Raw genomic sequence first — 21536 nt, 5'->3', positions numbered from 1 at the left:
CCTCCACTCCAGCCAGCATCTTGAATCACAAAACCGACTGATCCGGAATCCCCTTCGATTCCGTCAAATCAGGAACCGCTCTAGATCGGCGCGGCAGAGTGGGACTTCTGGATGGACCCTGAGTATGCGTCGACAATGCCCGAGGCGCTCCATCGTTTCGCGGAAGGGTCACAACGGGATCTTTCCGCGATCCGTGAGCATATCGTCACCGTCAAGCAGGGCGAGGAGGTCGTTTCTGGCATACACGCTATGGCCACCCCAGGACATACTCCCGGGCATTTCTCCTATGCGCTTGCCGGGCCTGAAATGCTCGTCGTGACCGGCGACGTGGTCACAAACGAGATCGTTTCGTTCGAGCATCCGGCCTGGCGTTTCGGCAACGACACCGACAAGGATGCAGCTGTTGCGAGCCGCCAACGGTTTGTTGACCGTGCTGCAGCGGATCGTTTCCGACTCCTCGGTTACCATTTTGTCTATCCGGGGTTGGGTGCGGTCGAGAGAACCGCCAGAGCATTTCGCTTTGTCGCGAATGCGCAATGAAGGCGAACAACTTCGGAAGGCTCCTGAAGTCCTGGCGAACATCGTCGTTCCCGAAGGTCTGCATTCCGGCGTGTAACCAAACGTCAGCAACTGGCGCTCCTTGCCCGTTCGGGTGGACAAAACAAACAGCCGCTGTCCACCTCTGAGCGGCAGTTTAGTTGGGTGCCAAGCGTTAAATTTTTGGCAGGAAGCGGTCGGCTTTGCGACCGCCAAGCCGACCGCGGTCGATCAGCCCGCGCAGTTCTGGAACAGGTTCGGTAGCCGGTGGACCTCGTCGAGGATAACCAGCTTGTCCTGATGCTCGGCCAAATAAAGCTCCGGCTCGGCAAGCCGTGCGCGGTCGGCGTCCGACTCGAGGTCAAGGTAGATCGAAGGACGCCGTTCGGTTATTTCCGGCGCCAGGGTTGTCTTGCCGACCTGAAGCGGCCCGAGCAGCGCAACAGCGGGCATGCTGTCCAGCGTCTCGGTGAGTTCTATGCTGATGCGGCGTCCAAATATCCTTGCAATTATGGAGTACAGTTCCAGTTTTGCAAGGAAACCGGCAGCCCAGCCGTGCAAGACGCGCAGAGGCAAGGGCGTTAAAAGCGCCGACGCCTTAGTTGTGAGATTGGCCCGGAACCGATCCCGCCGATGCTGACCCGGTTCATCACAATAAACAGAGCATTCGCCAAGGCACGACGGACTCTGAAACCGGGTTGATTGTCCGACCATGACGGTCGGATAACTGTCAGGACGAATACCGATCGCGCAGGAACGCGACGAAGATCGGTAAGGCACGATTGGCGTTGTCGGGTCGCCAACGGGCTAAACTGGAGATCTGAATTGGTTTGCCCCCGATCCGCAGCTTACGACAGATCGCATCTTTAAGAACCCCGTCGGCATCTCGGTCGTGGATCAGAGCGACTACAAGCCCGTTTCCGACGAGGCGCAAAAGATGCCTGCACTGACGTGATGTTCGAGGATTGGAGGATGCTGCACGCCGCGTCCAACAGCGTCGGCGAGCAGAAATGCTTCGCCTCTGCGGACGAGCAACGTCTCTTGGTCCAGATCCTGCCACTCGATCACGGAATGGCTTGCGAGAGAATGATTTGAAGCAAGAACGACAGCCAGAGTGTCTTTCCACCGTGTCAGTTCGCATGCGCCGCCGGTGAATCGGGAGGAGAAGGACACGACGACGTCGGCCTGGGTGGCACCCAGAGCAGCCTTCGGCGAGGGATAAGAACTCTCTACCAAGCTGACGGTCACATTTGCATGAGATTGCCCGAACTCGATGATTGCATCCAAGCCTCGCCGGCGACGATGATTCCGTTGGAGCCGATGGAAAGCTTTCATGTTCAATCTTGGTGGCGGTCCTGGCCAGAGTGAGAGGATCATCAAGCTCGAGCAGCACGGAGCGCGGACGCTCCAGGAAGGCGCTCGCCTGCCGGGGTTGGGCCGATGTCGCGGGCATGGCGGCGAAATCCTCGTTCCCATCGCGTATTCGAGATCGCGTATGCGCCGGCTGACGGCGGAGTGATCGATCCCTGCGCGTCGCGAGGCGCGAAGAAAGCTCCTCTCCTCCGCGACCACAAGTGCTAATTGAGGGTCGCGAGTTGGACGGAGCTCCGCATCTCTGCTCAAAGTCAAGTTGGCGACAAAACGCGTTTGAGCGCTTTTGGCCGCTGCGGGCTATCGCCAGATCTCAGTATTGACAAAGGGTGGGCAGTCCAACCCTCCTTAGAAGAACAATACTGAAAACACCGTGCATGGCCGCACTCGTTTCGGATTGCTTGGCGCATGGCCAACCGTTCCCGAAACGAGTGCTGCTGTGTTTAGTCCAGTATTGGAGGCTCCAATTGGTGGGGTAATCTTGTCCGTATCTTTGCACGATGTGCTTGCCAATGGCACTACCAAGATTTGGCGAGTGACAGCACGGGTCAGTCGCACGCATCATCGCCCAATGCCATGGTGAGGAGATGATGCGGTGATACAGACAAGCACACCGAGATCCGGCCAGCAGACACATTCGAGCAACATCAACAACGAGACTGTCGCGTGGCCTCTGGTGGTAGGAGTCGGTCGGGCACACGCCCATCACGGGGAATTCCTCCAAGGCGTCTTTGAAGCGGAAAACGGACGGCTTTGTCGCGGACTCGTCACGCTTCCGCTGACGTCGCAAGAGTCGCTAGTGACCTTCTGGCCGGATGAACAAGATGGCATTCGGCCGCGACCCGCAAACCGGATCAAAGCGGCGCGCGCGGCGGCCCTCACGCTCGAGCATGTCGGGGTAGCTGGAAGAGGGGGAGAATTGACGATCGAAAGCTCTATCCCGATAGGGCACGGCTACGGTTCCTCTACGGCAGACGTCATTGCGTCGATCCGCGCGGTCGCGGCTTCGGCGCGCGTCACGCTGCGCCAGTCAACTGTTGCGCGACTGGCGGTGGCCGCGGAAGGCGCAAGCGACGCCATCGCCTACTGCGACCAAGCTCTCCTCTTCGCTCACCGGGAAGGCCGTACAATCGAACATTTCGGAGGCGAGTTCCCGCCCTTTCTCGTTGTGGGTTTCAGGGACGGCAGTGCCCGGCCCATCGACACGCTGGGCATGCGACGAGCACGCTACGATAGTGAGGAAATCGGAGTCTTCCGTGTTCTGCGCGGATTGGCGTGTCGCTCAATTAGGCAACAAGATCCCCGCCTGCTTGGACGTGTCGCAACCATCAGCGCCAGGATAAGTCAGAGGTATCTGCCGAAGGCAGCTTTCAACACTGTTCTGGACATAGCGCGCGGGCATGACGCATGCGGCGTGCAAGTGGCTCACAGTGGCACTTTGATCGGCATCCTCCTGGATGCTGCCGCACCGCGACCCGCCATGCGCGCCGTCGAACTCGCAAGGCAGTTGAGGGGCGCAGGCTTCACAGATGTTCATACATTTGGCCTTAACGCCGAAACGAGAGTAATCCAGTGAGCGCAGGTGAAGACTACTTACGCGCCTATGAAACACCGCGATTTGCCCAGCTCGCGCCTAACCTCAACGCCGCCTGCTTTTCCCTCATGAAGCTGCTGCCCGCCCGATTCATGGTGGACCGTGCAGAAGCATCAGGACGCCTTAAGCGCGGTGGGCACATCATTGAAACGACGTCGGGCACGTTCGGCCTGGCCATCGCCATGCTAGCTGCCGCCCGTGGCTATGGGCTTACACTTGTCACGGCCTCCAGCCTCATCGACGTGAAACTCAAGAGACGGCTGGAACAGCTCGGTGCCAAAGTGATGGCCATCGATGATCCTCAGGGAGACGGCAATCAGCGTGGTCGGCTCGAGTACCTTCAGAAGACCTTGCAAGATAACCCGGACACGTATTGGCCACGACAGTACGACAGTCCGGAAAACCGGTTTGCCTACGCGCGCCTGGCGGATCTCGTTATTCGTTCACTCGGCCGCGTCGATTGCCTCGTCGGCTGCGTGGGAACAGGGGGATCGCTGTGTGGAACCGGAGGTTTCCTTCGTGAGCTCTTTCCAGATCTCAGGATGATTGCTGTCGATACCCACAGAAGCATGCTCTTCGGCCAGCCTGTCGGAAGGCGCATGCTGCGCGGGCTCGGCAACAGCGTTTTGCCGGACAATGTTCGACATGAGATGATCGACGATATTCATTGGGTGGGCGCATTGCCGGCTTACGCGATGGCGCATGGGCTGTTTCGCGATCACGGACTCTTCATGGGCCCGACCAGCGGCGCCGCAGCCTTGGTCGGCGCATGGTTCGCCAGGCAAAATCCCGAAGCCTCCACCGTCGTGATAATGCCAGATGAAGGGCATCGTCATTCCGATACAGTCTATAACCCGGATTGGCTCGCCGGCTTGAAGGACTGGCCAATCTCAATTCCACTTGAGCCAACAGTTCTCAAGCGAATTCACCCGGCCGAGGAGACGGCATGGACCAGATTTCCTTGGGACCGTAGAACTCTAAGCGCCGTTCTCGCAGAGTTTGAGGGCTCGTCCCCGGCGGAGCGACAGGTCTGAATTCAGAGCTTTGACGCGACAAGGCAGCACCGGCCAAGAGTCAGACGGGGTGCATCACCCGCTGAAGAAAATCCCTAGTGCGTTCGTGTTTCGGATGTCGAAGCAACTCCTTGGCCGGGCCTTGCTCGACGATCCGGCCGCCGTCGAGAAAGAGGACGCTATCGGAAACCTCGCGGGCGAACTGAATTTCGTGTGTAACCACGAGCATGGTCATGTTCTCGTCTGCGAGCGCGCGCATGACCTGCAGGACCTCGCCGACCGTTTCCGGGTCAAGTGCGGAGGTGGGCTCGTCGAAAAGAATGGCCTGTGGGCGCATCGCCAGGGCGCGGGCGATGGCCACGCGCTGCTGTTGGCCGCCCGACAATGACGCGGGATAGGCATTCGTCTTATCGGCCAAGCCGACGCGATTGAGCAATGCCGTGGCCCGCTCCCGGACCTGCTTCCTATTTTCCTTCAGCACGTAGAGCGGCCCTTCCATGACATTTTCCAGGGCTGTGCGGTGCGGAAACAGGTTGAAACGTTGGAAAACCATGGAAACGCGGGCGCAGATGGCGTGAACCTGGGGCGAGGCGGCATCGACCACGGTGCCGTCGATGCTGATGCGACCGCGCTGATAGGTCTCAAGCCCGTTCACACATCGTAGAAGCGTCGATTTGCCGGAACCCGAGGGCCCAATCAGACATACGACCTGTCCTTTGGCGATCTCGGCGTTGATCCCCTTGAGGACTTCGTGGGCACCGAAGGACTTGTGCACGTTGTCAAAGGTGATCATCCCGCCGCCCCAAGATAGCTTTCGACTCTGCGCATAAACAAGTTCAGCGGAACCGTCAGGCACAGGTAAAGCAGTGCCACCAAGGTAAAAACTGTCATGTTGTCGAATGTGGACGACGCAAGCATCTTGCCTTGCATGGTCAGCTCCTGAACCGAAATCACCGACACAAGCGAGGAGTCCTTCAGCAGCATGACCATGTTGTTGGCGTAAGGCGGCAGGATAATCTTGAATGCCTGCGGCAGCACGACGCGGCGCATCATCAACGGACGCTTCATTCCGATCGATTTTGCCGCTTCGACCTGACCCTTATCGACCGCCTCGATGCCAGCCCGGAAAGTTTCCCCGAGATAGCAGGAGTGAGCCAGCCCCAGCCCGATCGTGCCAGCCTGGAGCGCAGTCAGGTTGATGCCGATCTCGGGCGCGACAAAGTAGATATAAAAGAGAACCACCAACAGTGGTATGCCGCGCACGAAGTCGACAAGGAGCCGCGTCGGCACGGCGACACAGCGTATCCCCGATGTCCTGAACAGCGCCCAGACAAGGCCGAGCGCCGTCGCAAGACACAGCGCAAGAAAGGTTATCATGACGGTCAGCCAAACGCCGTTAAGAAGAAGCGGCAGATATTCCGTTGCATGCGCGATGAATTTGGTCATGGCCGGCTTCCTCTTGGCACGTACCCCGGCCGTCAAAGCCGGTCATTCCGATGCGATCCTTTGGTCCTGCCAGCCGGCGCTTCTGTCGAGGTCAGTGCGGGTTGGCCTCAAAGGCCATATTTGGCAAATATTCGGCTTAATTCGCCGCTTTCCTTCAGCTTGGCGATGGAGGCATTCACCTTTTCGAGAAGCAGTGGATTTTCCTTGGCAACCGCCAACGCGACCTCGCCTTTTTTCATCGGCTGATAGCCGTCGACGAGGCGAACACCCAGGTCGGGATTCTTTGAAAGCTGATATGCGACGATCGGGGCGTCACCGAAACCGGCCTTGATGCGGCCCAGAACCACATCGCGCATCATGTCAGCGATTGAGTCGTAGAGCTTGACTTGACCGAAGACGCCAAGCGCTTCCAGAGCGTCAGCGTAGGTCGAGCCGATCTGCGCCCCGACGGTCGCACCTCTGAGCTCCTCGATCGTGTAGTTTTTGCTATCGCCGGCAGCAACAAACATCGCCTCGCCATACGCGTAAACCGGCGTGCTGAAATCGATCACCTGCTTTCGTTTGTCCGTTATGAACATGCTGGCGGAAATCAGATTGATTTTGTCGGTCGTCAATGCCGGGATCAGGGCTGGAAAAGCGTTTATTTGAAAATCGGCGGTCGTACCAAGGCTCGCGGCAATCGCACTTGCCAGATCGACCATCGCGCCTGTCGGCTTTTGGGTTGCGGTGTCGACAAACGTGAACGGCACTCCGGTTGGCGTGACGCCGACTCTGAGCGTTTCCTCAGCCATCGTCTGAGTTGCCATTGCGACACTGAGGGCTGCGAGCCAGCCGATGAGTGTTTTGCGAAGCATGAAAATTCCCCTTTCATCATGTTTGAATCGAGGTTCCGCTCGCTAAGCGAGTTGAATTTGCCTCTCGTGGATAGCTTTTGGAAGTCGCAATTCCGTCCAGTGGTGGACGAGATCATCAGTCGATCAGAAGTCGTATCTGTTCATGATCGTCTCTATCTTCTCTTCAGGACATCTTGGCCGCGCGTTGTTCATCAGAGGGCGTGAAATAGTCGCTGTCCTGGGCAAGGTGTTCCCACGCTTCGGCAACTGACCGAAACGATTGTTGTGCTTGGCCCGCGCCGGTCGAACGATCCAAATCCTTGAGGCCGCTCGCTGTCACGATGGCAACGACGCTGTCCGACCGCGCGATGGTGCCTTCTCGCCTCAAGGATTCGATAGCTGCAAATGGCGTCACCGAGGCAAGCTCGGCAAAAACACCCTCGGTGGCCGCAAGCTGCTGCTGCATGGCTATCAAGCCGATATTGCCGACCGGCATTGCCGTGCCGCCAGATTCACGCAGGGCGTTGAGCGCCTGAAACGTGCTTCGTGTGGTGCCGATCGAGATGGCAAGCGTGTCGAAGCTTGCGGGGACTTCGGCAACCAGATCTCCCTTGCCGGCAAGGGCTCTGGCCAAAGATCCATGCACTTCCGCCGCCACGAGTCTCGGCAACCGCTCGATCTTGCCTTGGCTAAGAAGGTCCTTAAATCCGGCCCACAGCCCGGCAAGCGCGTCCCCATAGCAAACAGGCAAGGCGCACCAGTCCGGCACGGCACCGTGCATTTGTTCGACGATTTCGTAAGCCAGGGTCTTGTAGCCCTCGATCCCGACAGGATGACTGCCCACCACGGGGCTGTGAAACGGTGATGTTGCAAACCATCCGAGGCGCTCGGTACCAGCGGCAAGCAATGGCCAGCGATGGGACTTGTCGGCCAGGGATACGACGCTTGCGCCGTATTTGCGGATCTGCGCCAACATTGCGCCGGCGGTGCCTGAGAATGTGACAACGACGCATTTCAGGCCCGCCCGTGCAGCATAGGCGGCAAGTGAGGCCCCGGCGTTCCCCGACGAAGCAGTCGCCACCACGCGTGCGCCACTCAAACGTGCCATCGACACCGCCACGGTCGAGAAGCGGTCCTTGTGGGACCAGGTAGGGTTTGCGCCCTCGTCCTTGATAAGAAGCTTGGGGACGCCGAGCTGCTTTCCCAGCTTCTCGGCGCTCAGCAACGGCGTCAGGCCCTCGCCCAAGGAGATTGCATCGCTGAGTCCACAAGGAAGCATGTCGGCATAGCGCCAGAGCGAGGGCAGGGCGGCACCCGCTGCGGAAGCGGCCGATGTAGCTCCGGATGGATTGTAGGCGACCTTAAGATTGGCCGGTGCTTCGGCACAGCATATCGGGCAGCCGCGTGAGTCGATTTTGGTATCGATCCGGAACAAGGCGCCGCATCGAATACAGGAAAACCCTGCCGCGCGGCTCATAACGGCACCCGGGTGATTGCATCGTGCGTCTGCGTCAGCCGCTCCACTCCGCGCTGGCGAACAACCACCATGTCCTCCACCTGGAGTCCCCAGCGGCCGATTTCGTAGTAGGGGGTCTCCACGCACAGCACCATTCCTTCTTCAAGGATGTCTGTACTGCGCGCCGAGAGCGTCGGCGCATCATAACCATCAAGGCCGATGCCATGTCCGACGTGATCGCGCTCGTAGTGGGCAATTCCTTCGCGCTTCACCACACGCACGACCGTCTCGAAGAGCTGTGCTGCTGCCATGCCCGGCCGGATAATGTCGCAGGCATGCTGAACGCCGCGCAGCAGCGCCTGCTGAAGCCGATGCGCCTGCGGCGGCGGCTCGCCCAGCGCGGCGATGCGGGCAATGTCGGCGCGGTAGTGCCGAAACCGGCCACCGACGTCGAAGCGGATGATTTCTCCAGCGCGCAACCTGCGGTCAGACGGCTGGACGTTCATGAGCGCGCTGCGCTCGCCAAAGCCGATGCATCCCAGTACGGGCAGGGCGCCTTCCTCGACCGTCCTGACATGAAAAGCGCGCGCCAGATCTGCTTCGGTGGCGCCTTCCTGAGCAACGCCGAGTGCTGCTTGAATGGAGCGTTCGGCAATCTGGGCAACTTGGCCGAGCCGTTCGATTTCATCTGCCGTTTTTACGGCACGAACCTCGCGAAGCAATGCGGTGGCTGGTAGGAACGACGCATTGGGAAAATGGGCTCTGAGGGTTTCCTGGTATCCTGGCGCGAGCCCCGCCTCGTCTATGCCGATCCGCCCACGGGTGAGCTTGGCTTCCTCCAATGCGGCGACCAAAGCCGCAATGGCATCGCCATGCCTCGGCAGGTCTCGAAGCTGGAGGTGTCGTTCATTGGCGAGGTCCACGGTGGCCGAGGAACCGACATTGGCGTAAAAGTCGCCATAGCGCCGAACCTTGCTTACCCACAGTTCCTGATCGGCAACGAGGTCGAGGGTGCTGGAGCTGGCGATGATTTCAGGCGTGCCCTTGTCGGGAGCTGGCCACACCACATAGGCCTGCGGACCACGACGGATCCATTGCGGCAGAGCCCAGAAGCCGCTCATATAGGTCACGTTTTCCGGCATCGTCGCTATGACGGCATCAAACCGGGCTGCCGACATGCATTGTTTCAGGCGGGCCTCGTTAAGCAGCATGGTGGGAATCCCGAGCCTGTTTTGCTTCCAGAAAGCCGAGGCCTGCTGAGATGCGCGCCGCAGCTGCCATTACTGACTCTCCAACCTCGGCGATCTCCACATGCGGCCCCACAGACCGGGGGTAGGCCACACTTATCGCAGCCATGATTGTGCCTGATGCATCGCGAAGCGGTGCGCCGACCGCAATCAGCCCGGTAAAATTCTCGTCCAGGGATGTTGTGTAGCCGATGGGCTCGGACGCTCTGATTTGAGCAACGAGCTTGTGCGGATCGGTGACTGTGCGTACGGCAACCTGCTCCAGTGGACCGCGTCCAAGGATCCCGATGACCGCCTCGCCGCTCAGCTCCATCAGGAGCGCCTTGCCCAACGCGGTGGAGTGCAAGGGGAAGGTCTCGCCAGGTGAAGAACGAATGACGACCGGACTCTTGCTTTGCACGGTCAGCAGATAAATTCCGCAATTGCCGCGCCTGATGCCGAGGAATGCGTTGAAGCACCCTTCGGCGGCCAGCGCCTGCAGTTCGATTTCAGCCAAACCAACCAGGCGATCTCTGCCCAGGACCTTCCGCGCCAGCGCCAGCACGGAGTGACCCAGCCGGTAGCGCCGCGAGTCTGGCGACTGCTCGACATAGCCCTGCTCTGCCAGGGTATTCAGAATTCGCTGCACGGCGGGAGCACTCTGCTCAAGCCGGCGGGCGAGTTCGCGCACCCCGACCGCTTCGTCCGCTTCCTTGAGGACATTGAGAACCGCAAGCCCACGTTCCAACGAAAGATTTCCTGTCACTGGCGTTCCTTATTTCGGAATGGCGTTCCGTAATATGACGAGAAAAGCAGCAATGGCAGCGCCTGTCAATGCCGAATGTTCACTATAGTGTGTCGTCCTAAAGTGTACGCAGCGACGACCATGCCCTCATGGACCTACGGGTGGTTGTCGGCTTGAACGTACAGAGGATTCGGCGCGCACAAGCCCTCTCTCAGGAGGAACTGTCGTTCCGTTCAGGGTTCACGCGCGCCTACCTGAGTGGTCTGGAGTCCGGCCGGCGCAACCCCACACTTCTGTCGCTTGCAAAGCTTGCCACTGCATTAAGCGTCGACATCGAGGAATTGACCAAACGGCCAGGCAAAGACGCCCCAGCTGTGGTGCAACGTGGGCGGCGCAGCAGAAAATCCTGATCCTCCCGCGGCCTCTTGGCCGGTGGATCACGGCGAGTTGCGACGGACGAGCTGCTCCACGTCAACCTGCAATGCCAACGCCAGTACCTCCAGCGTATCGAGGGTCGGTGAGTTCTCCTCCCGCTCGAGCTTGCCGACATAGTTGCGATCAAGGCCGGCAAGGTCCGCGAGCTGCTCCTGCGACAGGCCCGTGCCTTGGCGTAGCAATCTCAGATTGCGAGCAAAAACCGACCTCAGCCTCATGCTGCGAGGCAGTCAGAACGCGCCCTTTAGTGCCACCTACTATAGTAGTCAAACGTCATGGCGCATGTTGCGGCCGGACCTAAGTTATTTATTGTTTTCTTTGTCTCAGTACATTGAAAGGGCCTACAATGGCGGCGGTTCACGGGAGCGTCTTACAGGATCAGCTAATACAAATCTTTGAAGCAACCGCGCAGATTGACCGTGCAACCAGCGCCGCCGAGATCATTCGGCAACTGCGCAAGAGCATCGAACGTCACGGCTACGCAGCCTGTCTCGTCACCGAATTGCCACGCCAGGACACCGGATCGCTGGATGGACACATCCTTGTCAACGGTTGGCCGCAGGAATGGTACGACCACTACAGGGCTGTCGGACACTACCGCCATGACCCTTGCGTTGCTTTGTGCCGTGGTGCAATCGGGCCGTTCCTTTGGAGGGACGTCCATCACGGCTTGACGAACAGCAATGCCAGGAGGGTGATGGATGAGGCAAAAGAATTTGGGCTTTGGGACGGGATCTGCATCCCAATCCAGGCATCATTTGGCAATCCGGCCTGCGTAACGGTTGCCGGACGCGAAATTGATTTGGCGCCGACGGTGCGCTGCACCGTTCATGCGCTTGCGCGCCATGCCTACTCGGCTGCCGAACGACTCGTTGGCAGCTCGCTCGGGCGGCCGAGACAAAAGCTTTCCCAGCGAGAACGTGAAATCCTGCAGTGGGTCGCGGGAGGAAAGACCGCATGGGAGGTTTCCCGAATACTTGGCATCTCGGAAAACACTGTGACTACCCACCTGCGCAACATCAAGCAGAAGCTCAGCACCGCCAACGTCGTGCACGCAATCGTCGAGGCTTTTCGCAGGCACGAAATCGAGCTTTGATCCATCCTCAGATCTGGGTATTTCACGGGCAATCGTCGCGTGGTCGGATGGGTTTCCATCTCGAGGAACCGCAATGATTCAGGTCCATGTCGTCGACGCGTCAAACAGCTTTGCCTATCGAGGGGATCTCGACAGCTACTTCCGCCTGCGGCATGAAATCTATGTCGATGAACGTGGCTGGCATGAGCTGAGGCGCCCCGACAGTCGCGAGATCGACCCGTTTGATACATCCGAGGCGATTCATCTGCTCGGTATCCAGCCGGGAAGAGGTGTCGTTGCCGGATCCCGCCTGGTGCCGAGCCTCAGACCGCATCTGATGAGCGAAATCTTTCCGCAACTTGCCGATGGTGGCGTTCCGCGCCGACCCGATATCTATGAGTGGACGAGATTTTTCGTGGCCCGGGATTTTCGCGAGCCCGGCCGGCCCTGCCAGGTCGCCGGCGTGATCTACTGCGGAATTCTGGAATTCTGCATTCAAAGAGGCATTAGCAATCTGACGATTGTCTGTGAGGACTACTGGTTCGACCGCTTGGCATCGATCGGGTGGTGCCCGAAAAGGCTCGGCGCTCCATTCAAATGCGATGACATGACCATCATCGGCGTGATGGTCGACGTCGGCCCGTCCGCCTTGGCCGCGACGCGACAATTCTACCGCATAACCGACCCCGTGCTTTGGGCCGAAACGCCAATCAAGCGGCTGGCCTGACCGCGGGCCGCAGTTGGGCGTTACGCCTCGAACGAACAGGCTGCCTGGCAGACAAGTTGGTGGATGCCGGCGATCGTGCATCTACCTGTCAGCCGAAACGCTAATCGCAAAAACGGCCGCTCCAGTCACCACCGGGCGAAATCGTGCTGTTCGAAACCGAAAACTAAGCGATTGACTTGCCAACGTTTGGAAAAAATCATGTCTCGACCGGCAGCCGGTTCGACCGCTTGATCTGCGCAAGCGCGAAGCTGGACTCGATGGAGGAGACGCCATCGAGCCGCGTCAGCTTTTCCTTCAGGAAGCGCTCATAGGCGTGCAGGTCGCGCACCACCACACGCAACAGATAGTCGCGCTGGCCAGTCATCAGATAGCAATCGACCACCTCCGGCCAGCGTGCGATCGCCGCGTTGAACCGCTTCAGCTCGTTCTCGCGCTGGCGCTCAAGCTTGATTGAGGCAAACACCGAGATCGGCAGATCGACCATGTCCTGGTCAATCAGGGCGGCATAGCCGGTGATCACGCCCATATCCTCCATCAGGCGGACCCGGCGGGCGCAGGGCGAGGCCGAAAGGCCGACCCGCTCGGCAAGCTGCTGGGCCGTCATCCTGCCATCGACCTGCAGCGCAGCAATGATCTTTCGGTCGATACCGTCTAGTCGAGTTTTTGGCATGGAACGTTACTCCATTGGTCGATATTGCGGAAACCAGCTAACGCAGCTGCCAATCTCATGCAAGATTAGCGACAATCGGTTCTTGCTCAGCCCTATGATTGCGACGATCGCAACCGGGAGTCTTGCAGCATGGACAAACAAAAACTGGAGGCACTTTCGGCGCTGGAGAAAAAGGTGCTCTGGCTGTCGACATGGATGATCCATAACGCCAATCACCTGCGCGAAAATACGGACGGCTTGAAGGTTGGCGGACACCAGGCGTCCTCGGCCTCGCTGGTGACGATCATGACCGCGCTATATTTGTCGGTGCTGAGGCCACACGACCGCGTTGCGGTGAAGCCGCATGCCTCGCCGGTATTCCACGCCATCCAGTATCTCCTTGGGAACCAGACGAGGGAGAAGCTCGAACGGTTTCGCGCCCTCGGTGGCGCGCAAAGCTATCCGTCGCGGACCAAGGATGTCGACGACGTGGATTTCTCGACCGGCTCCGTTGGGCTTGGTGTCGCGCAGACGCTGTTTGCCTCGCTTGTGCAGGATTATCTCGGCGCTCGCGACCAAAGCATGCCCGAGGGCCGCATGGTGGCGCTGATCGGCGACGCCGAGATGGACGAAGGCAACATCTTCGAGGCGCTGTTGGAGGGGTGGAAACACGGCCTGCGTAACTGCTGGTGGATCGTCGACTACAACCGACAGAGCCTCGATGCCGTGGTTCGCGAAGGCCTTTGGGAACGCTTCGAGAACATTTTCCGCAATTTCGGCTGGGACGTCGTCATCCTGAAATACGGCAAGCTGCTCGAAGCCGCTTTTGCCGAGCCGGGCGGCGAGGCGCTGAGGGCCTGGATCGACGCCTGCCCGAACCAGCTTTATTCGGCGCTGACCTTTCAAGGCGGCGGCGCCTGGCGCAAGCGGCTGTTGGCCGACATCGGTGAAAAACCGGGACTGAAATCGCTTCTCGAGCGGCGGTCCGATGCCGAACTCGCCGCGCTGATGACAAATCTCGGCGGCCACGACCTGCCATGCCTGATCGAAGCTTTCGAGACCGCACGCGGCAATGACCAGCCGACCTGCTTCATCGCCTACACTATAAAAGGCTTCTGCCTGCCGCTCGCCGGCCACAAAGACAATCACGCCGGATTGATGACCAGGGATCAGATGGAAGTCTTTCGCGCCTCGATGTCGGTCAGGGAAGGGCGCGAGTGGGATGCCTTCGAGGGGCTCGATATCGACGAGAGGGACTTGCGGCGCTTCCTCGATGCAGTGCCGTTCGGCGCAAAGGGCCAGCGGCGCCGGCACGCCCAGCACATTGTGATCCCTGATCGTCTCGTCGCGGAAGCCAAAGGCCGTGTCTCCACCCAGGTCGGCTTCGGCAGGATGCTGGACGAGATTGCACGGGCCGGCGGCGCCCTCGCTGACGCGATCGTCACCACGTCGCCCGATGTCACCGTTTCGACGAATCTGGGCCCCTGGGTCAACCGGCGCGGCCTGTTCGCGCGTCAGTCACTCGCGGACACTTTCCGCAGCGAACGCATCGCCTCGGCGCAGAAATGGGAATTCGGCACCTCCGGCCAGCACATCGAACTCGGCATCGCAGAGAACAATCTGTTCATCCTGCTGTCGGCACTTGGGCTGTCGCATTCGATTTTCGGCAAACGGCTGCTGCCGATCGGCACGCTCTACGATCCGTTCATCCAGCGTGGTCTCGATGCGCTCAACTATGCCTGCTACCAGGATGCGCGCTTCCTCCTTGTCGCCACGCCGTCCGGGGTCACATTGGCGCCGGAAGGCGGGGCGCATCAGTCGATCGCCACACCGCTGATCGGCATAGCGCAAGACGGGCTTGCCGCCTACGAGCCGGCCTTCGTCGACGAGTTGGGCGTCATCATGCGCTTTGCGCTGGATTATATGCAGCGCGACGGCGACGCCGTGCAGTCGGAGCGCACCTGGCTGCGCGACGAGACCGGCGGCTCGGTCTATCTGCGGCTCTCGACGCGCCCGGTCGAGCAGATCATTCGTCCCATGACGCCACAGCTCGAGCAGGACATTGTCGATGGTGGCTATTGGCTGCGGCGTCCAGGTCCCAATGCCGAAGTGATCGTTGCCTACACCGGCACCGTCGCGCCGGAAGCCATCGAGGCGGTCGGCATGATGGCCGAGGACCGTCGGGACGTCGGTCTTTTGACCGTGACTTCGGCCGATCGCTTGAACGCAGGCTGGACGGCGGCAAGTCGCGCGCGCGAACGCGGCCTCGTCCATGCAAGGAGCCATATCGAAAGGCTGTTTGCCAATCTCCCTGCGCATTGCGCGATCGTCTCCGTCACCGACGGTCATCCGGCGGTGCTCGGCTGGCTGGGCTCGGTGTACGGCCACCGCACGCGCAGTCTCGGCGTCGAGCACTTTGGCCAGTCGGGGACGATCGGTGACCTTTACCGCCACTTCGGCATCGACGCCAATTCCATCGCCACGGCCGCAGATCGCATTGCTGTTGGCCGCCCCATCCGCTACCTGCGCGCGCTGGATTGATGCTGCGCGTCGCCGTCCGGGATCGTCGGCGTGGCCAGCCGCCAGTCCCGTCCGCGGCGAAGCGAGGGTCACCCGCCATGGGTGGTGCCGGACATCTTTCCCGCACCAGCCTGCGGGAGGTTGGCATCTCGTGTTCGCTAACAGCACAGGCCAATTCGTGTTCCTTCTGCACGGTTCACTGCCTCCTTCAACGGCCGTGCTGCGTTGAAAATGGCTATCTACTTCGCCGTGATCGCTTGGCGCGCGGGCCGGGCTGGTTCTGAGCTCCATGCGTCACTCGAAACAGGCCACAGGCTCGCGCTGCACGATCTCGCGGCAGGATCCAAGGTGCGCAAGTGCGCAGACGTGATCGGCGCCTCACAACCTTGAAAGTCTGCCCGGAGTTTGAACTGCGCCCGCTCTCGCAGCGCACGGCGATGCCCGTGCGTGGTGTACTTGGGGTCGACCGTCGAGAGCGGGCCGACCGATCTCATTTTTCTTCTGAGCCAGGCGTCAGTACACCGAAGTCGGTGCTTGGAGCAATCCAGCGTCGTTGTTTTGCAATTGCGCAGGCCGAATTTTCCAAATAGGAACCCCGGAGATGAACAAGGGAACGATTTTGATGAAGGAAGCAATTGGGCAGAGAAATGCCGATCTGCTAGGGATGACAGCAGATATCGTCGCAGCCTATGTCCAGAGCAACGCAACGCCCGTGGCGGATCTGCCGAATCTGATCGCCAGCGTTAATTCTGCGTTGTCTGGCCTGGCTAGGCCGGTCGCTGCACCATCGCCAATACTTACGCCTGCGGTAAATCCTAAGAAGTCGATCTTTCCCGAATACATTATAAGCCTTGAGGACGGGCGCAAGTTCAAGTCGATGAAGCGCCACCTGGGCTTGCTTGGCATGACGCCTGATGAGTACAGAGCCAAGTGGGGTTTGGCGTGGGACTATCCTATGGTAGCGCCCAGCTATGCGGCTCAGCGGTCTGCGCTTGCCAAGGCTGCCGGTCTCGGCCGCAAGGCGGTTGCCAAAACGCCGCCAAGGAAAGCGCCGACAAAGCGCAAGGCCAAAGCCTGACAGTGCGCGACTTCGGGCCATGCCGTCAGGTCTAGATGGTCTAGGTGGCGTGGCTGGGAATGAGCTGCCTGGCTTTGCGGTTTAGTAAGCGCCGCTCACGCCACAACACAGGCTTCAGCACGGCTTGTGTCTTCATGTCCTCGTATCCTGGCGGGGGCAGGAGAGGTCGATCAATGTGCGATCGATAAGTCGACCGGATACATCGTCGCCCTCAACAGACAATCAAATCATATCGGTAAAATCGCACTACATCGATACATCTCGCTCTGCTCGATGCCACAAAGCAACAAAGCCGCTGAATCCAGCAGCGCTCCGTGCTTCAAGGGCATGGCCATACGGGTGCTGGGTAAGCCTAAATTTCTTCCCCGAGCAATATCCTGGCCTCCTTGGCAGCAGCGATGAACGCCTGGCGCGCTATCCTTGGTGGTTTTTCTCCACGGATTACGGCAAGGCATGCTTCGATTGCGGCCAGCCGCGACTTGCCCTCCGGCCTCGGCCAATCCCTCAGCAGAACTTCGGCCGCGTCGGATACCGACGCAACAACTCTGTCGCGATCGATCCGGCCGGGTTGAACGACGACGGGCTTTCTGAAACGTCTCGTACGCACGACAGCCTCCAAGAACAAGTTATGTTAGCTTCTGCGGATCCTTTGCGCCACATCAAACGTCCGCAAGTAACTGAAGGCATCCGCTTGGCCCAGAAGCTGCCGCCGCGATGGACGCTGGCCAGTGCTTCAGCACGTCGGGCTTGGCCCCCTACTTTCGAAGAGCGCCTCGCCAAGAGCGGCGTTACCCAATAAATGATCCACAAATACCCAGTGAAGGGGAGTTCTCCGAACACCGCGAAATGGATCTCGGGGCTGAATTTACTCCATATCCGGCACGTCACCGCTGGTGAATAGCACGGTCGGCGGACCGTAGTCGCCAACGGCCGGGTCGGCGTCGCGGCTCCATGCTATTACGCCAACGTGCTTCCCTGCGAGCGCCTGACCGGTGCGGATGGCGCGTTCCTCGCTTTGCTGATCGGCCGGACCAAAGGCGGAAAACAGTTCGCCGTCCTCGCCTCGATCGAACGCCACCACGACGATTAGCTTGGGCTTCTTTTGACCGGGCAGAACATGATCAGACATGGCGGGAACCTATCACATGACCGAGGATTGAGTCACGTTCCAGACTCGGGAGGTGCGCCTGCAAGAGCATCGTTTTGAGGAGCCTGTGCGCGTTGCACTCGGCAGGTCGCGGAACACTATCTGCACTGTGGAGCGGGTTGCCCAAGCCGCCGATATCCTTCTGAACAGATGGCCGACGACGACCAGCAAGAAGCACGTCGCGGCCCAGAAAGCCTGTCTTGGTGCTCTCAAAGGACTGAAGAAAGCTCACCTTGCCCGTAAGGCTTTCGTTGAGGTCGCGAAGGAGGCGGACATCTAGGTCGGCGAGTTGTGCTTCCGGGTCGGTCGGCAATTCCAAATCTGCGGCACCCGGCCTTTTCTCGGCAGACCAACCAGCGCAACATGCCTCAAGCGCCGCTAGCTGGGCTTTCATCCAGATTTGAGCGGCTTTGTCTTCTTTTTCTGTCGGCTGGCCGTCATCGGGAAAACCACTTATGTCCCAGCCCTCGAGCGCGAACATGCCTTCTGCTGCTTGTCTGCTGTGATGCCGGCACGCTCCAATACAGCCTCGGGGGCCAATAACCCACGCAAAATCTCCTCGCCCGAGGTACCCTTGACGCGCAAAAGCAGGTTCATATCTGCCTCCTTTTGCTGTTGACGTTGCAAGTGAACAAAAACAGAACAAAAAGTCAAGAGCGCCTTGACGGACGAGGAAAATGTTCCTCATTTCTAGGCATGCCAGAACAACCCGAAAAGTGGCCGAGGGGCGCGCCATGGACGTTGATGCATGCCCACAATACGGGGCAGGTGGCCCGCATCAGCTGCGGCCACTGCAACATCAAGCGTTTTTACAAGCCGCTGGAGCTGCGGAAGGTGATCGGCAACGTCACCATTGACCAGGTGCGGGCAAAGGTCCGTTGCGAAAAATGCGGTCGCAACGAATGGATGAGAGCCGAACTTTTCCATCCTGTCGGTCAGGAATTGGAGACGATCCGCTTCCGCCGGCTGGTTGAAATCAGATGGGAGCGGCGCGTCGTGTGGAGGGACGAGTGACGGCATTTTTCGATCGAGCCCGGCTGCGGGAATGCGGCTGTTGGCCGGTACACCGCTGGGCCGCCAGGGCCGGGCGCGTCTCGGCCGTCGCTGGCGCCGGCCACCAATGGCAGCACCGGCCAGGCGAAGGAAGTTTTCCGGCAGACTTCGGCATGCATGTAAGATCGGCATGCGCACCAGATAGACCGCCGCCAGAATGTGGGCGCAACAAGCTAATGGTTGGAAATGTTTTCCTGTTGCCCTTCCCTAGGTGACGCCCGAAACAAAGCACGTGCGCTTTGAATGCAGCGCCTTGAAAGACGCGGAAATCGGTCATCCGTTGGAGGTCGGAACTAGCAGACCTTGTTTAGGCGCTCCCGTCTCGCTTTCCTCGTCGATAGTCCGAAACGGCAAATACGCGTTGGCCTCAAGCCATTCTCGCAGATTGATCTGGATAAGCTCCGGCCTGCCGATTTTCATCTCGGCTGCTATGGAATCGAGTGCGTCTGCGGTTGCTGGCTCAAGCGGCACGCCACCGACGTTTCTTAGCATCAAAGCAGCGCGACGCAGGACAATCTGCAAATCCGCGCGAGGCATGTCGGCTATGCGCTCAGCGGCGGTTTCGAGATCTTCCGCGAAAGATCCGCGTGTCATTGGCCAAGTCCGTGGTGGTACTCAATTGCTGCTGCCGCAAAGGTTTTCGCAGGGTGCTCCGTCGCCATCGCGGTCGAGATTGCCTCCCCACGGGCAATTCTGCAGGTACCAGATTGCCTCCGCACAGGACCGAATCTTTCCGCACGTCGTTCGCGGGCTACAGCTCCACGATTGAGCGATGTGTTCATTTGGCGAAGCGCTCATCGGATAAGTTGGATAGGTTGTCGCGCTGGCAGAGAAGCAAACCGCCACGAAGAACAGCATTTTCAGCCCTCCCAAGCCCCATCCGAACATGCGGCAAGCTAAGCGGGCATGCAATACGCCCAAGGTGGCGACGCAGTTGCCAGTCGTGCCGGGTGGGTTTTGAAAATCGGCCAAAGTCTCGGCTAGACCGTTCGCCCACGGAGGGCCGCAGATGCTGTCGAGATGATTGCCTTGATGTCGACGACAGACGTGACGGCGATGATCGCCTCAACCAGCGCGTTAGCGCAACTGTCGATCCATTCGCCCAGTGGCTCTCGTGGGTTTCCCGACAAGCCGGATGGCTGCCCTTTGACACGCTCATCGACTTCCATTGGCAGTCGCCCGGCCGCTTCTGCATCGAGCTTGTCCAATTGCCACATTTACAGGGTCACTTCGGTTGGTGGGACCAATTGCAATAGTACCGATTATCGGCACCATCGGCGGCTCCCGATCTTGTACTTTCTTCTTTGCCTTTAGTTCAGTAATTTCCTCGTCACGTCTGGCAATGCGGCTTTCCAGATTCGCGAGACGTTCGGTCAACAAATAGCGGCCGACCTCAAATCCGCCTCCTCCGAAGAGAACGGCAAAACTGGCAAAGACGGCCGGGTTCGCCAGCACCAGCGTGGAGTTCGCTTCCAAAAAACTGATAAGATCGTGCATCGTCAACTCGACCCCGTCGTGCTGCAAACAAGATAGCAGTCATGACCGGCTGCCTCGGCCTCGAATTCTCCGCCCGGCATTTCTTGTTCCGGACCGTTTGGGTTCCTTGTAAGTCAAAAGTCCCGGGTCGCTCGCCGTCATGACAGACGTCCATGGCTCATTCCAAGGTTGGCCGCGTGTCGTCATACCCGAGGGTCACCAATCCAGGGTGCCGGTGAGCGAGAGCCAGAATTTGAGTCTCAAGCTCGCACTTATACGCCATGAGCGCCTTTATCGTCTTTAGGGGGCTGCCCGGCGATGAGCTTAACCGCTTCAGAATGCAGTTCAGCTTTGGTTTCGCGATCCAAGCGAATGATGCTCATTGTCGTTCCTCTTAGCGGACCGCCCGACGCGGTGTCGAGAGTGCGTTGAAGACGGCCCTGAAGATGGACCTTGAGGACGATCATTTACTTGAGCGCATTCGGAAACAGGTGAGCAGGAATATTATTGGCAGCTTGGCGGCATGAAGAAATCTTAAAAAATGCATTCCGAGATACGTTTCTGGATGTGAAGCTAACGACAATCTTCAATTTTATTCGTATAGAATCGCGTGTTGTGAACGCATAGTTGAGGAGCCCCCGAAATGAACGCAAAGCTCAAAAGCGAAGCCCGCCGCAAGGTAATTCTTCATCGATACCTTAATAACAAACCTTGAAAGATATTGCGACCAAGATCGGATGCTCACTGGCGAGTTTAAGAGTCAGCGCCAGTAAACTCGGTTGCACTCGAACCCCGACGGAGGCGGCGGAATTTCGGCGTGGCTTTCATATGCCGGAACACAAACGGGAAGATTACAACCAGCTGATGATCTATGGACGGTATAAATCTCGCGATTGCGGGCAAATTCTGGGAATCTTAACAGTGTAATTATCAGATTTCGAGTAAGATTATTACGGAATGGATATTATAACTTGAAGACTTTCTGTAGATCACGAATAACTTTATTCTGGCTGGTGAAACGTTGGGTAGGGGTAGAAAATGACTCTGATGGATAGACACAGCGATGCTGTTTCGGGTAGCCGATATATTGCGACAACGACCAAGTATAACCATGAGGCGCATACGACGCGGCCTTCTTATGTTTTTCCTCCAGAT

25 protein-coding genes are annotated in these 21536 nt (G+C 59.0%); 9 read left to right on the top strand and 16 right to left on the bottom strand.

The features are described from left to right. The first annotated feature begins 111 nt into the window (after window positions 1-111). A complete protein-coding gene (locus tag NKJ28_RS30400) occupies window positions 112-540 on the top strand; it encodes an MBL fold metallo-hydrolase (protein WP_352638224.1) in 429 nt (142 codons plus the stop codon). 228 nt (window positions 541-768) lie between these two features. Here the strand turns inward: NKJ28_RS30400 and NKJ28_RS30395 are convergent, their stop codons facing one another. Then, window positions 769-1317, bottom strand: a complete 549-nt coding sequence (locus NKJ28_RS30395) for an AAA family ATPase (RefSeq protein ID WP_352638222.1) — start codon at window positions 1315-1317, stop codon at window positions 769-771. Between the two features lie 126 nt (window positions 1318-1443). Then, complete coding sequence (locus NKJ28_RS33110; RefSeq protein ID WP_502902235.1) at window positions 1444-2109, bottom strand: LysR family transcriptional regulator; 666 nt, start codon at window positions 2107-2109, stop codon at window positions 1444-1446. Window positions 2110-2503: 394 nt separating this feature from the next. On the opposite strand from NKJ28_RS33110, the gene NKJ28_RS30380 reads away from it, so the two are divergent. Together NKJ28_RS30380 and NKJ28_RS30375 are read left to right on the top strand one after the other, a co-directional pair. Beyond that, window positions 2504-3484: a GHMP family kinase ATP-binding protein gene (locus tag NKJ28_RS30380; RefSeq protein ID WP_502902234.1), complete on the top strand. Its 981-nt coding sequence runs from the start codon at window positions 2504-2506 to the stop codon at window positions 3482-3484. Then, window positions 3481-4536: a PLP-dependent cysteine synthase family protein gene (locus NKJ28_RS30375; protein WP_352638219.1), complete on the top strand. Its 1056-nt coding sequence runs from the start codon at window positions 3481-3483 to the stop codon at window positions 4534-4536. The genes NKJ28_RS30380 and NKJ28_RS30375 overlap by 4 nt, the downstream gene beginning before the upstream one ends. A gap of 40 nt (window positions 4537-4576) precedes the next feature. On the opposite strand, the gene NKJ28_RS30370 is transcribed toward NKJ28_RS30375, so the two are convergent. The 6 genes from NKJ28_RS30370 to NKJ28_RS30345 form a co-directional block, all read right to left on the bottom strand. Continuing rightward, window positions 4577-5308 (bottom strand): amino acid ABC transporter ATP-binding protein, encoded by a 732-nt coding sequence (locus NKJ28_RS30370; RefSeq protein WP_352638218.1) that lies wholly within the window; start codon window positions 5306-5308, stop codon window positions 4577-4579. Further along, window positions 5305-5961, bottom strand: coding sequence for an amino acid ABC transporter permease (locus NKJ28_RS30365; RefSeq protein WP_352458031.1), 657 nt, complete (start codon window positions 5959-5961; stop codon window positions 5305-5307). The genes NKJ28_RS30370 and NKJ28_RS30365 overlap by 4 nt, the downstream gene beginning before the upstream one ends. A 107-nt stretch (window positions 5962-6068) precedes the next feature. Continuing rightward, window positions 6069-6815 (bottom strand): substrate-binding periplasmic protein, encoded by a 747-nt coding sequence (locus NKJ28_RS30360; protein WP_352458030.1) that lies wholly within the window; start codon window positions 6813-6815, stop codon window positions 6069-6071. A gap of 163 nt (window positions 6816-6978) precedes the next feature. Then, a complete protein-coding gene (locus tag NKJ28_RS30355) occupies window positions 6979-8271 on the bottom strand; it encodes a threonine synthase (protein WP_352638217.1) in 1293 nt (430 codons plus the stop codon). After that, window positions 8268-9461 carry a M24 family metallopeptidase gene (locus NKJ28_RS30350; RefSeq protein ID WP_352638216.1) on the bottom strand — a complete coding sequence of 398 codons (1194 nt, stop codon included), beginning with the start codon at window positions 9459-9461 and terminating at the stop codon, window positions 8268-8270. Before NKJ28_RS30350 ends, NKJ28_RS30355 begins: the two co-directional genes overlap by 4 nt. After that, the gene (locus NKJ28_RS30345; RefSeq protein ID WP_352638215.1) at window positions 9451-10242 is read right to left on the bottom strand and encodes an IclR family transcriptional regulator; all 792 of its coding nucleotides are present in this window, start codon (window positions 10240-10242) and stop codon (window positions 9451-9453) included. Before NKJ28_RS30345 ends, NKJ28_RS30350 begins: the two co-directional genes overlap by 11 nt. 128 nt (window positions 10243-10370) lie before the next feature. Here NKJ28_RS30345 and NKJ28_RS30340 point away from each other — a divergent pair, with 128 nt between their 5' ends. Further along, window positions 10371-10631: a helix-turn-helix domain-containing protein gene (locus NKJ28_RS30340; protein ID WP_352638213.1), complete on the top strand. Its 261-nt coding sequence runs from the start codon at window positions 10371-10373 to the stop codon at window positions 10629-10631. Window positions 10632-10658: 27 nt separating this feature from the next. Here NKJ28_RS30340 and NKJ28_RS30335 read toward each other — a convergent pair whose 3' ends face one another. Then, entirely contained in the window at window positions 10659-10874 is a 216-nt protein-coding gene (locus NKJ28_RS30335) for a helix-turn-helix domain-containing protein (protein WP_352595442.1), read from the bottom strand. 128 nt (window positions 10875-11002) lie between these two features. On the opposite strand from NKJ28_RS30335, the gene NKJ28_RS30330 reads away from it, so the two are divergent. Next, window positions 11003-11752 carry an autoinducer binding domain-containing protein gene (locus tag NKJ28_RS30330; protein ID WP_352638212.1) on the top strand — a complete coding sequence of 250 codons (750 nt, stop codon included), beginning with the start codon at window positions 11003-11005 and terminating at the stop codon, window positions 11750-11752. Between the two features lie 73 nt (window positions 11753-11825). Continuing rightward, the gene (locus tag NKJ28_RS30325; protein WP_352638211.1) at window positions 11826-12458 is read left to right on the top strand and encodes an acyl-homoserine-lactone synthase; all 633 of its coding nucleotides are present in this window, start codon (window positions 11826-11828) and stop codon (window positions 12456-12458) included. Between the two features lie 196 nt (window positions 12459-12654). On the opposite strand, the gene NKJ28_RS30320 is transcribed toward NKJ28_RS30325, so the two are convergent. Next, a complete protein-coding gene (locus NKJ28_RS30320) occupies window positions 12655-13128 on the bottom strand; it encodes an Lrp/AsnC family transcriptional regulator (protein ID WP_352595435.1) in 474 nt (157 codons plus the stop codon). Between the two features lie 129 nt (window positions 13129-13257). Here NKJ28_RS30320 and NKJ28_RS30315 point away from each other — a divergent pair, with 129 nt between their 5' ends. After that, window positions 13258-15648, top strand: a complete 2391-nt coding sequence (locus NKJ28_RS30315) for a thiamine pyrophosphate-binding protein (protein ID WP_352638209.1) — start codon at window positions 13258-13260, stop codon at window positions 15646-15648. A 580-nt stretch (window positions 15649-16228) separates the two neighbouring features. Further along, window positions 16229-16705 (top strand): Ros/MucR family transcriptional regulator, encoded by a 477-nt coding sequence (locus tag NKJ28_RS30310; protein WP_352638208.1) that lies wholly within the window; start codon window positions 16229-16231, stop codon window positions 16703-16705. Window positions 16706-17057: 352 nt separating this feature from the next. Here NKJ28_RS30310 and NKJ28_RS30305 read toward each other — a convergent pair whose 3' ends face one another. From NKJ28_RS30305 to NKJ28_RS33105, 3 genes are all read right to left on the bottom strand, one after another. After that, window positions 17058-17312, bottom strand: coding sequence for a DUF982 domain-containing protein (locus tag NKJ28_RS30305; protein ID WP_352638206.1), 255 nt, complete (start codon window positions 17310-17312; stop codon window positions 17058-17060). 258 nt (window positions 17313-17570) lie between these two features. Beyond that, on the bottom strand, window positions 17571-17834 hold the full coding sequence (locus tag NKJ28_RS30300; protein ID WP_352638204.1) for a hypothetical protein: 264 nt from the start codon (window positions 17832-17834) through the stop codon (window positions 17571-17573). Continuing rightward, complete coding sequence (locus NKJ28_RS33105; RefSeq protein WP_502899138.1) at window positions 17827-18333, bottom strand: hypothetical protein; 507 nt, start codon at window positions 18331-18333, stop codon at window positions 17827-17829. Before NKJ28_RS33105 ends, NKJ28_RS30300 begins: the two co-directional genes overlap by 8 nt. Window positions 18334-18479: 146 nt before the next feature. Between NKJ28_RS33105 and NKJ28_RS30290 the strand changes: the two genes are divergently transcribed. Next, the gene (locus NKJ28_RS30290; protein WP_352638202.1) at window positions 18480-18866 is read left to right on the top strand and encodes a hypothetical protein; all 387 of its coding nucleotides are present in this window, start codon (window positions 18480-18482) and stop codon (window positions 18864-18866) included. A 312-nt stretch (window positions 18867-19178) separates the two neighbouring features. On the opposite strand, the gene NKJ28_RS30285 is transcribed toward NKJ28_RS30290, so the two are convergent. The 3 genes from NKJ28_RS30285 to NKJ28_RS30275 all read right to left on the bottom strand — a co-directional run bounded on the left by NKJ28_RS30285 (window position 19179) and on the right by NKJ28_RS30275 (window position 20402). Next, the gene (locus NKJ28_RS30285) at window positions 19179-19499 is read right to left on the bottom strand and encodes a hypothetical protein (protein ID WP_352638201.1); all 321 of its coding nucleotides are present in this window, start codon (window positions 19497-19499) and stop codon (window positions 19179-19181) included. Between the two features lie 21 nt (window positions 19500-19520). Continuing rightward, window positions 19521-19703: an excalibur calcium-binding domain-containing protein gene (locus NKJ28_RS30280; protein WP_352638232.1), complete on the bottom strand. Its 183-nt coding sequence runs from the start codon at window positions 19701-19703 to the stop codon at window positions 19521-19523. Between the two features lie 357 nt (window positions 19704-20060). After that, window positions 20061-20402 (bottom strand): hypothetical protein, encoded by a 342-nt coding sequence (locus NKJ28_RS30275; RefSeq protein ID WP_352638200.1) that lies wholly within the window; start codon window positions 20400-20402, stop codon window positions 20061-20063. Window positions 20403-21536: the final 1134 nt, after the last annotated feature.

Source organism: Mesorhizobium sp. M0145 (genome assembly GCF_040322355.1).
Taxonomy (GTDB): domain Bacteria; phylum Pseudomonadota; class Alphaproteobacteria; order Rhizobiales; family Rhizobiaceae; genus Mesorhizobium.
This window is presented reverse-complemented; position numbering and strand designations above follow the sequence as displayed.

What these genes read in the sequence shown, in the direction of transcription:
- NKJ28_RS30400 (WP_352638224.1), top strand. Translation starts at nt 112, where the DNA reads ATGGACCCTGAGTATGCGTCGACAATGCCCGAGGCGCTCCATCGTTTC.
- NKJ28_RS30370 (WP_352638218.1), bottom strand. Translation starts at nt 5,308, where the DNA reads ATGATCACCTTTGACAACGTGCACAAGTCCTTCGGTGCCCACGAAGTC.
- NKJ28_RS30365 (WP_352458031.1), bottom strand. Translation starts at nt 5,961, where the DNA reads ATGACCAAATTCATCGCGCATGCAACGGAATATCTGCCGCTTCTTCTT.
- NKJ28_RS30360 (WP_352458030.1), bottom strand. Translation starts at nt 6,815, where the DNA reads ATGCTTCGCAAAACACTCATCGGCTGGCTCGCAGCCCTCAGTGTCGCA.
- NKJ28_RS30355 (WP_352638217.1), bottom strand. Translation starts at nt 8,271, where the DNA reads ATGAGCCGCGCGGCAGGGTTTTCCTGTATTCGATGCGGCGCCTTGTTC.
- NKJ28_RS30350 (WP_352638216.1), bottom strand. Translation starts at nt 9,461, where the DNA reads ATGCTGCTTAACGAGGCCCGCCTGAAACAATGCATGTCGGCAGCCCGG.
- NKJ28_RS30340 (WP_352638213.1), top strand. Translation starts at nt 10,371, where the DNA reads ATGGACCTACGGGTGGTTGTCGGCTTGAACGTACAGAGGATTCGGCGC.
- NKJ28_RS30335 (WP_352595442.1), bottom strand. Translation starts at nt 10,874, where the DNA reads ATGAGGCTGAGGTCGGTTTTTGCTCGCAATCTGAGATTGCTACGCCAA.
- NKJ28_RS30330 (WP_352638212.1), top strand. Translation starts at nt 11,003, where the DNA reads ATGGCGGCGGTTCACGGGAGCGTCTTACAGGATCAGCTAATACAAATC.
- NKJ28_RS30325 (WP_352638211.1), top strand. Translation starts at nt 11,826, where the DNA reads ATGATTCAGGTCCATGTCGTCGACGCGTCAAACAGCTTTGCCTATCGA.
- NKJ28_RS30320 (WP_352595435.1), bottom strand. Translation starts at nt 13,128, where the DNA reads ATGCCAAAAACTCGACTAGACGGTATCGACCGAAAGATCATTGCTGCG.
- NKJ28_RS30315 (WP_352638209.1), top strand. Translation starts at nt 13,258, where the DNA reads ATGGACAAACAAAAACTGGAGGCACTTTCGGCGCTGGAGAAAAAGGTG.
- NKJ28_RS30310 (WP_352638208.1), top strand. Translation starts at nt 16,229, where the DNA reads ATGAACAAGGGAACGATTTTGATGAAGGAAGCAATTGGGCAGAGAAAT.
- NKJ28_RS30300 (WP_352638204.1), bottom strand. Translation starts at nt 17,834, where the DNA reads ATGTCTGATCATGTTCTGCCCGGTCAAAAGAAGCCCAAGCTAATCGTC.
- NKJ28_RS33105 (WP_502899138.1), bottom strand. Translation starts at nt 18,333, where the DNA reads ATGTTCGCGCTCGAGGGCTGGGACATAAGTGGTTTTCCCGATGACGGC.
- NKJ28_RS30285 (WP_352638201.1), bottom strand. Translation starts at nt 19,499, where the DNA reads ATGACACGCGGATCTTTCGCGGAAGATCTCGAAACCGCCGCTGAGCGC.
- NKJ28_RS30280 (WP_352638232.1), bottom strand. Translation starts at nt 19,703, where the DNA reads ATGAGCGCTTCGCCAAATGAACACATCGCTCAATCGTGGAGCTGTAGC.
- NKJ28_RS30275 (WP_352638200.1), bottom strand. Translation starts at nt 20,402, where the DNA reads ATGCACGATCTTATCAGTTTTTTGGAAGCGAACTCCACGCTGGTGCTG.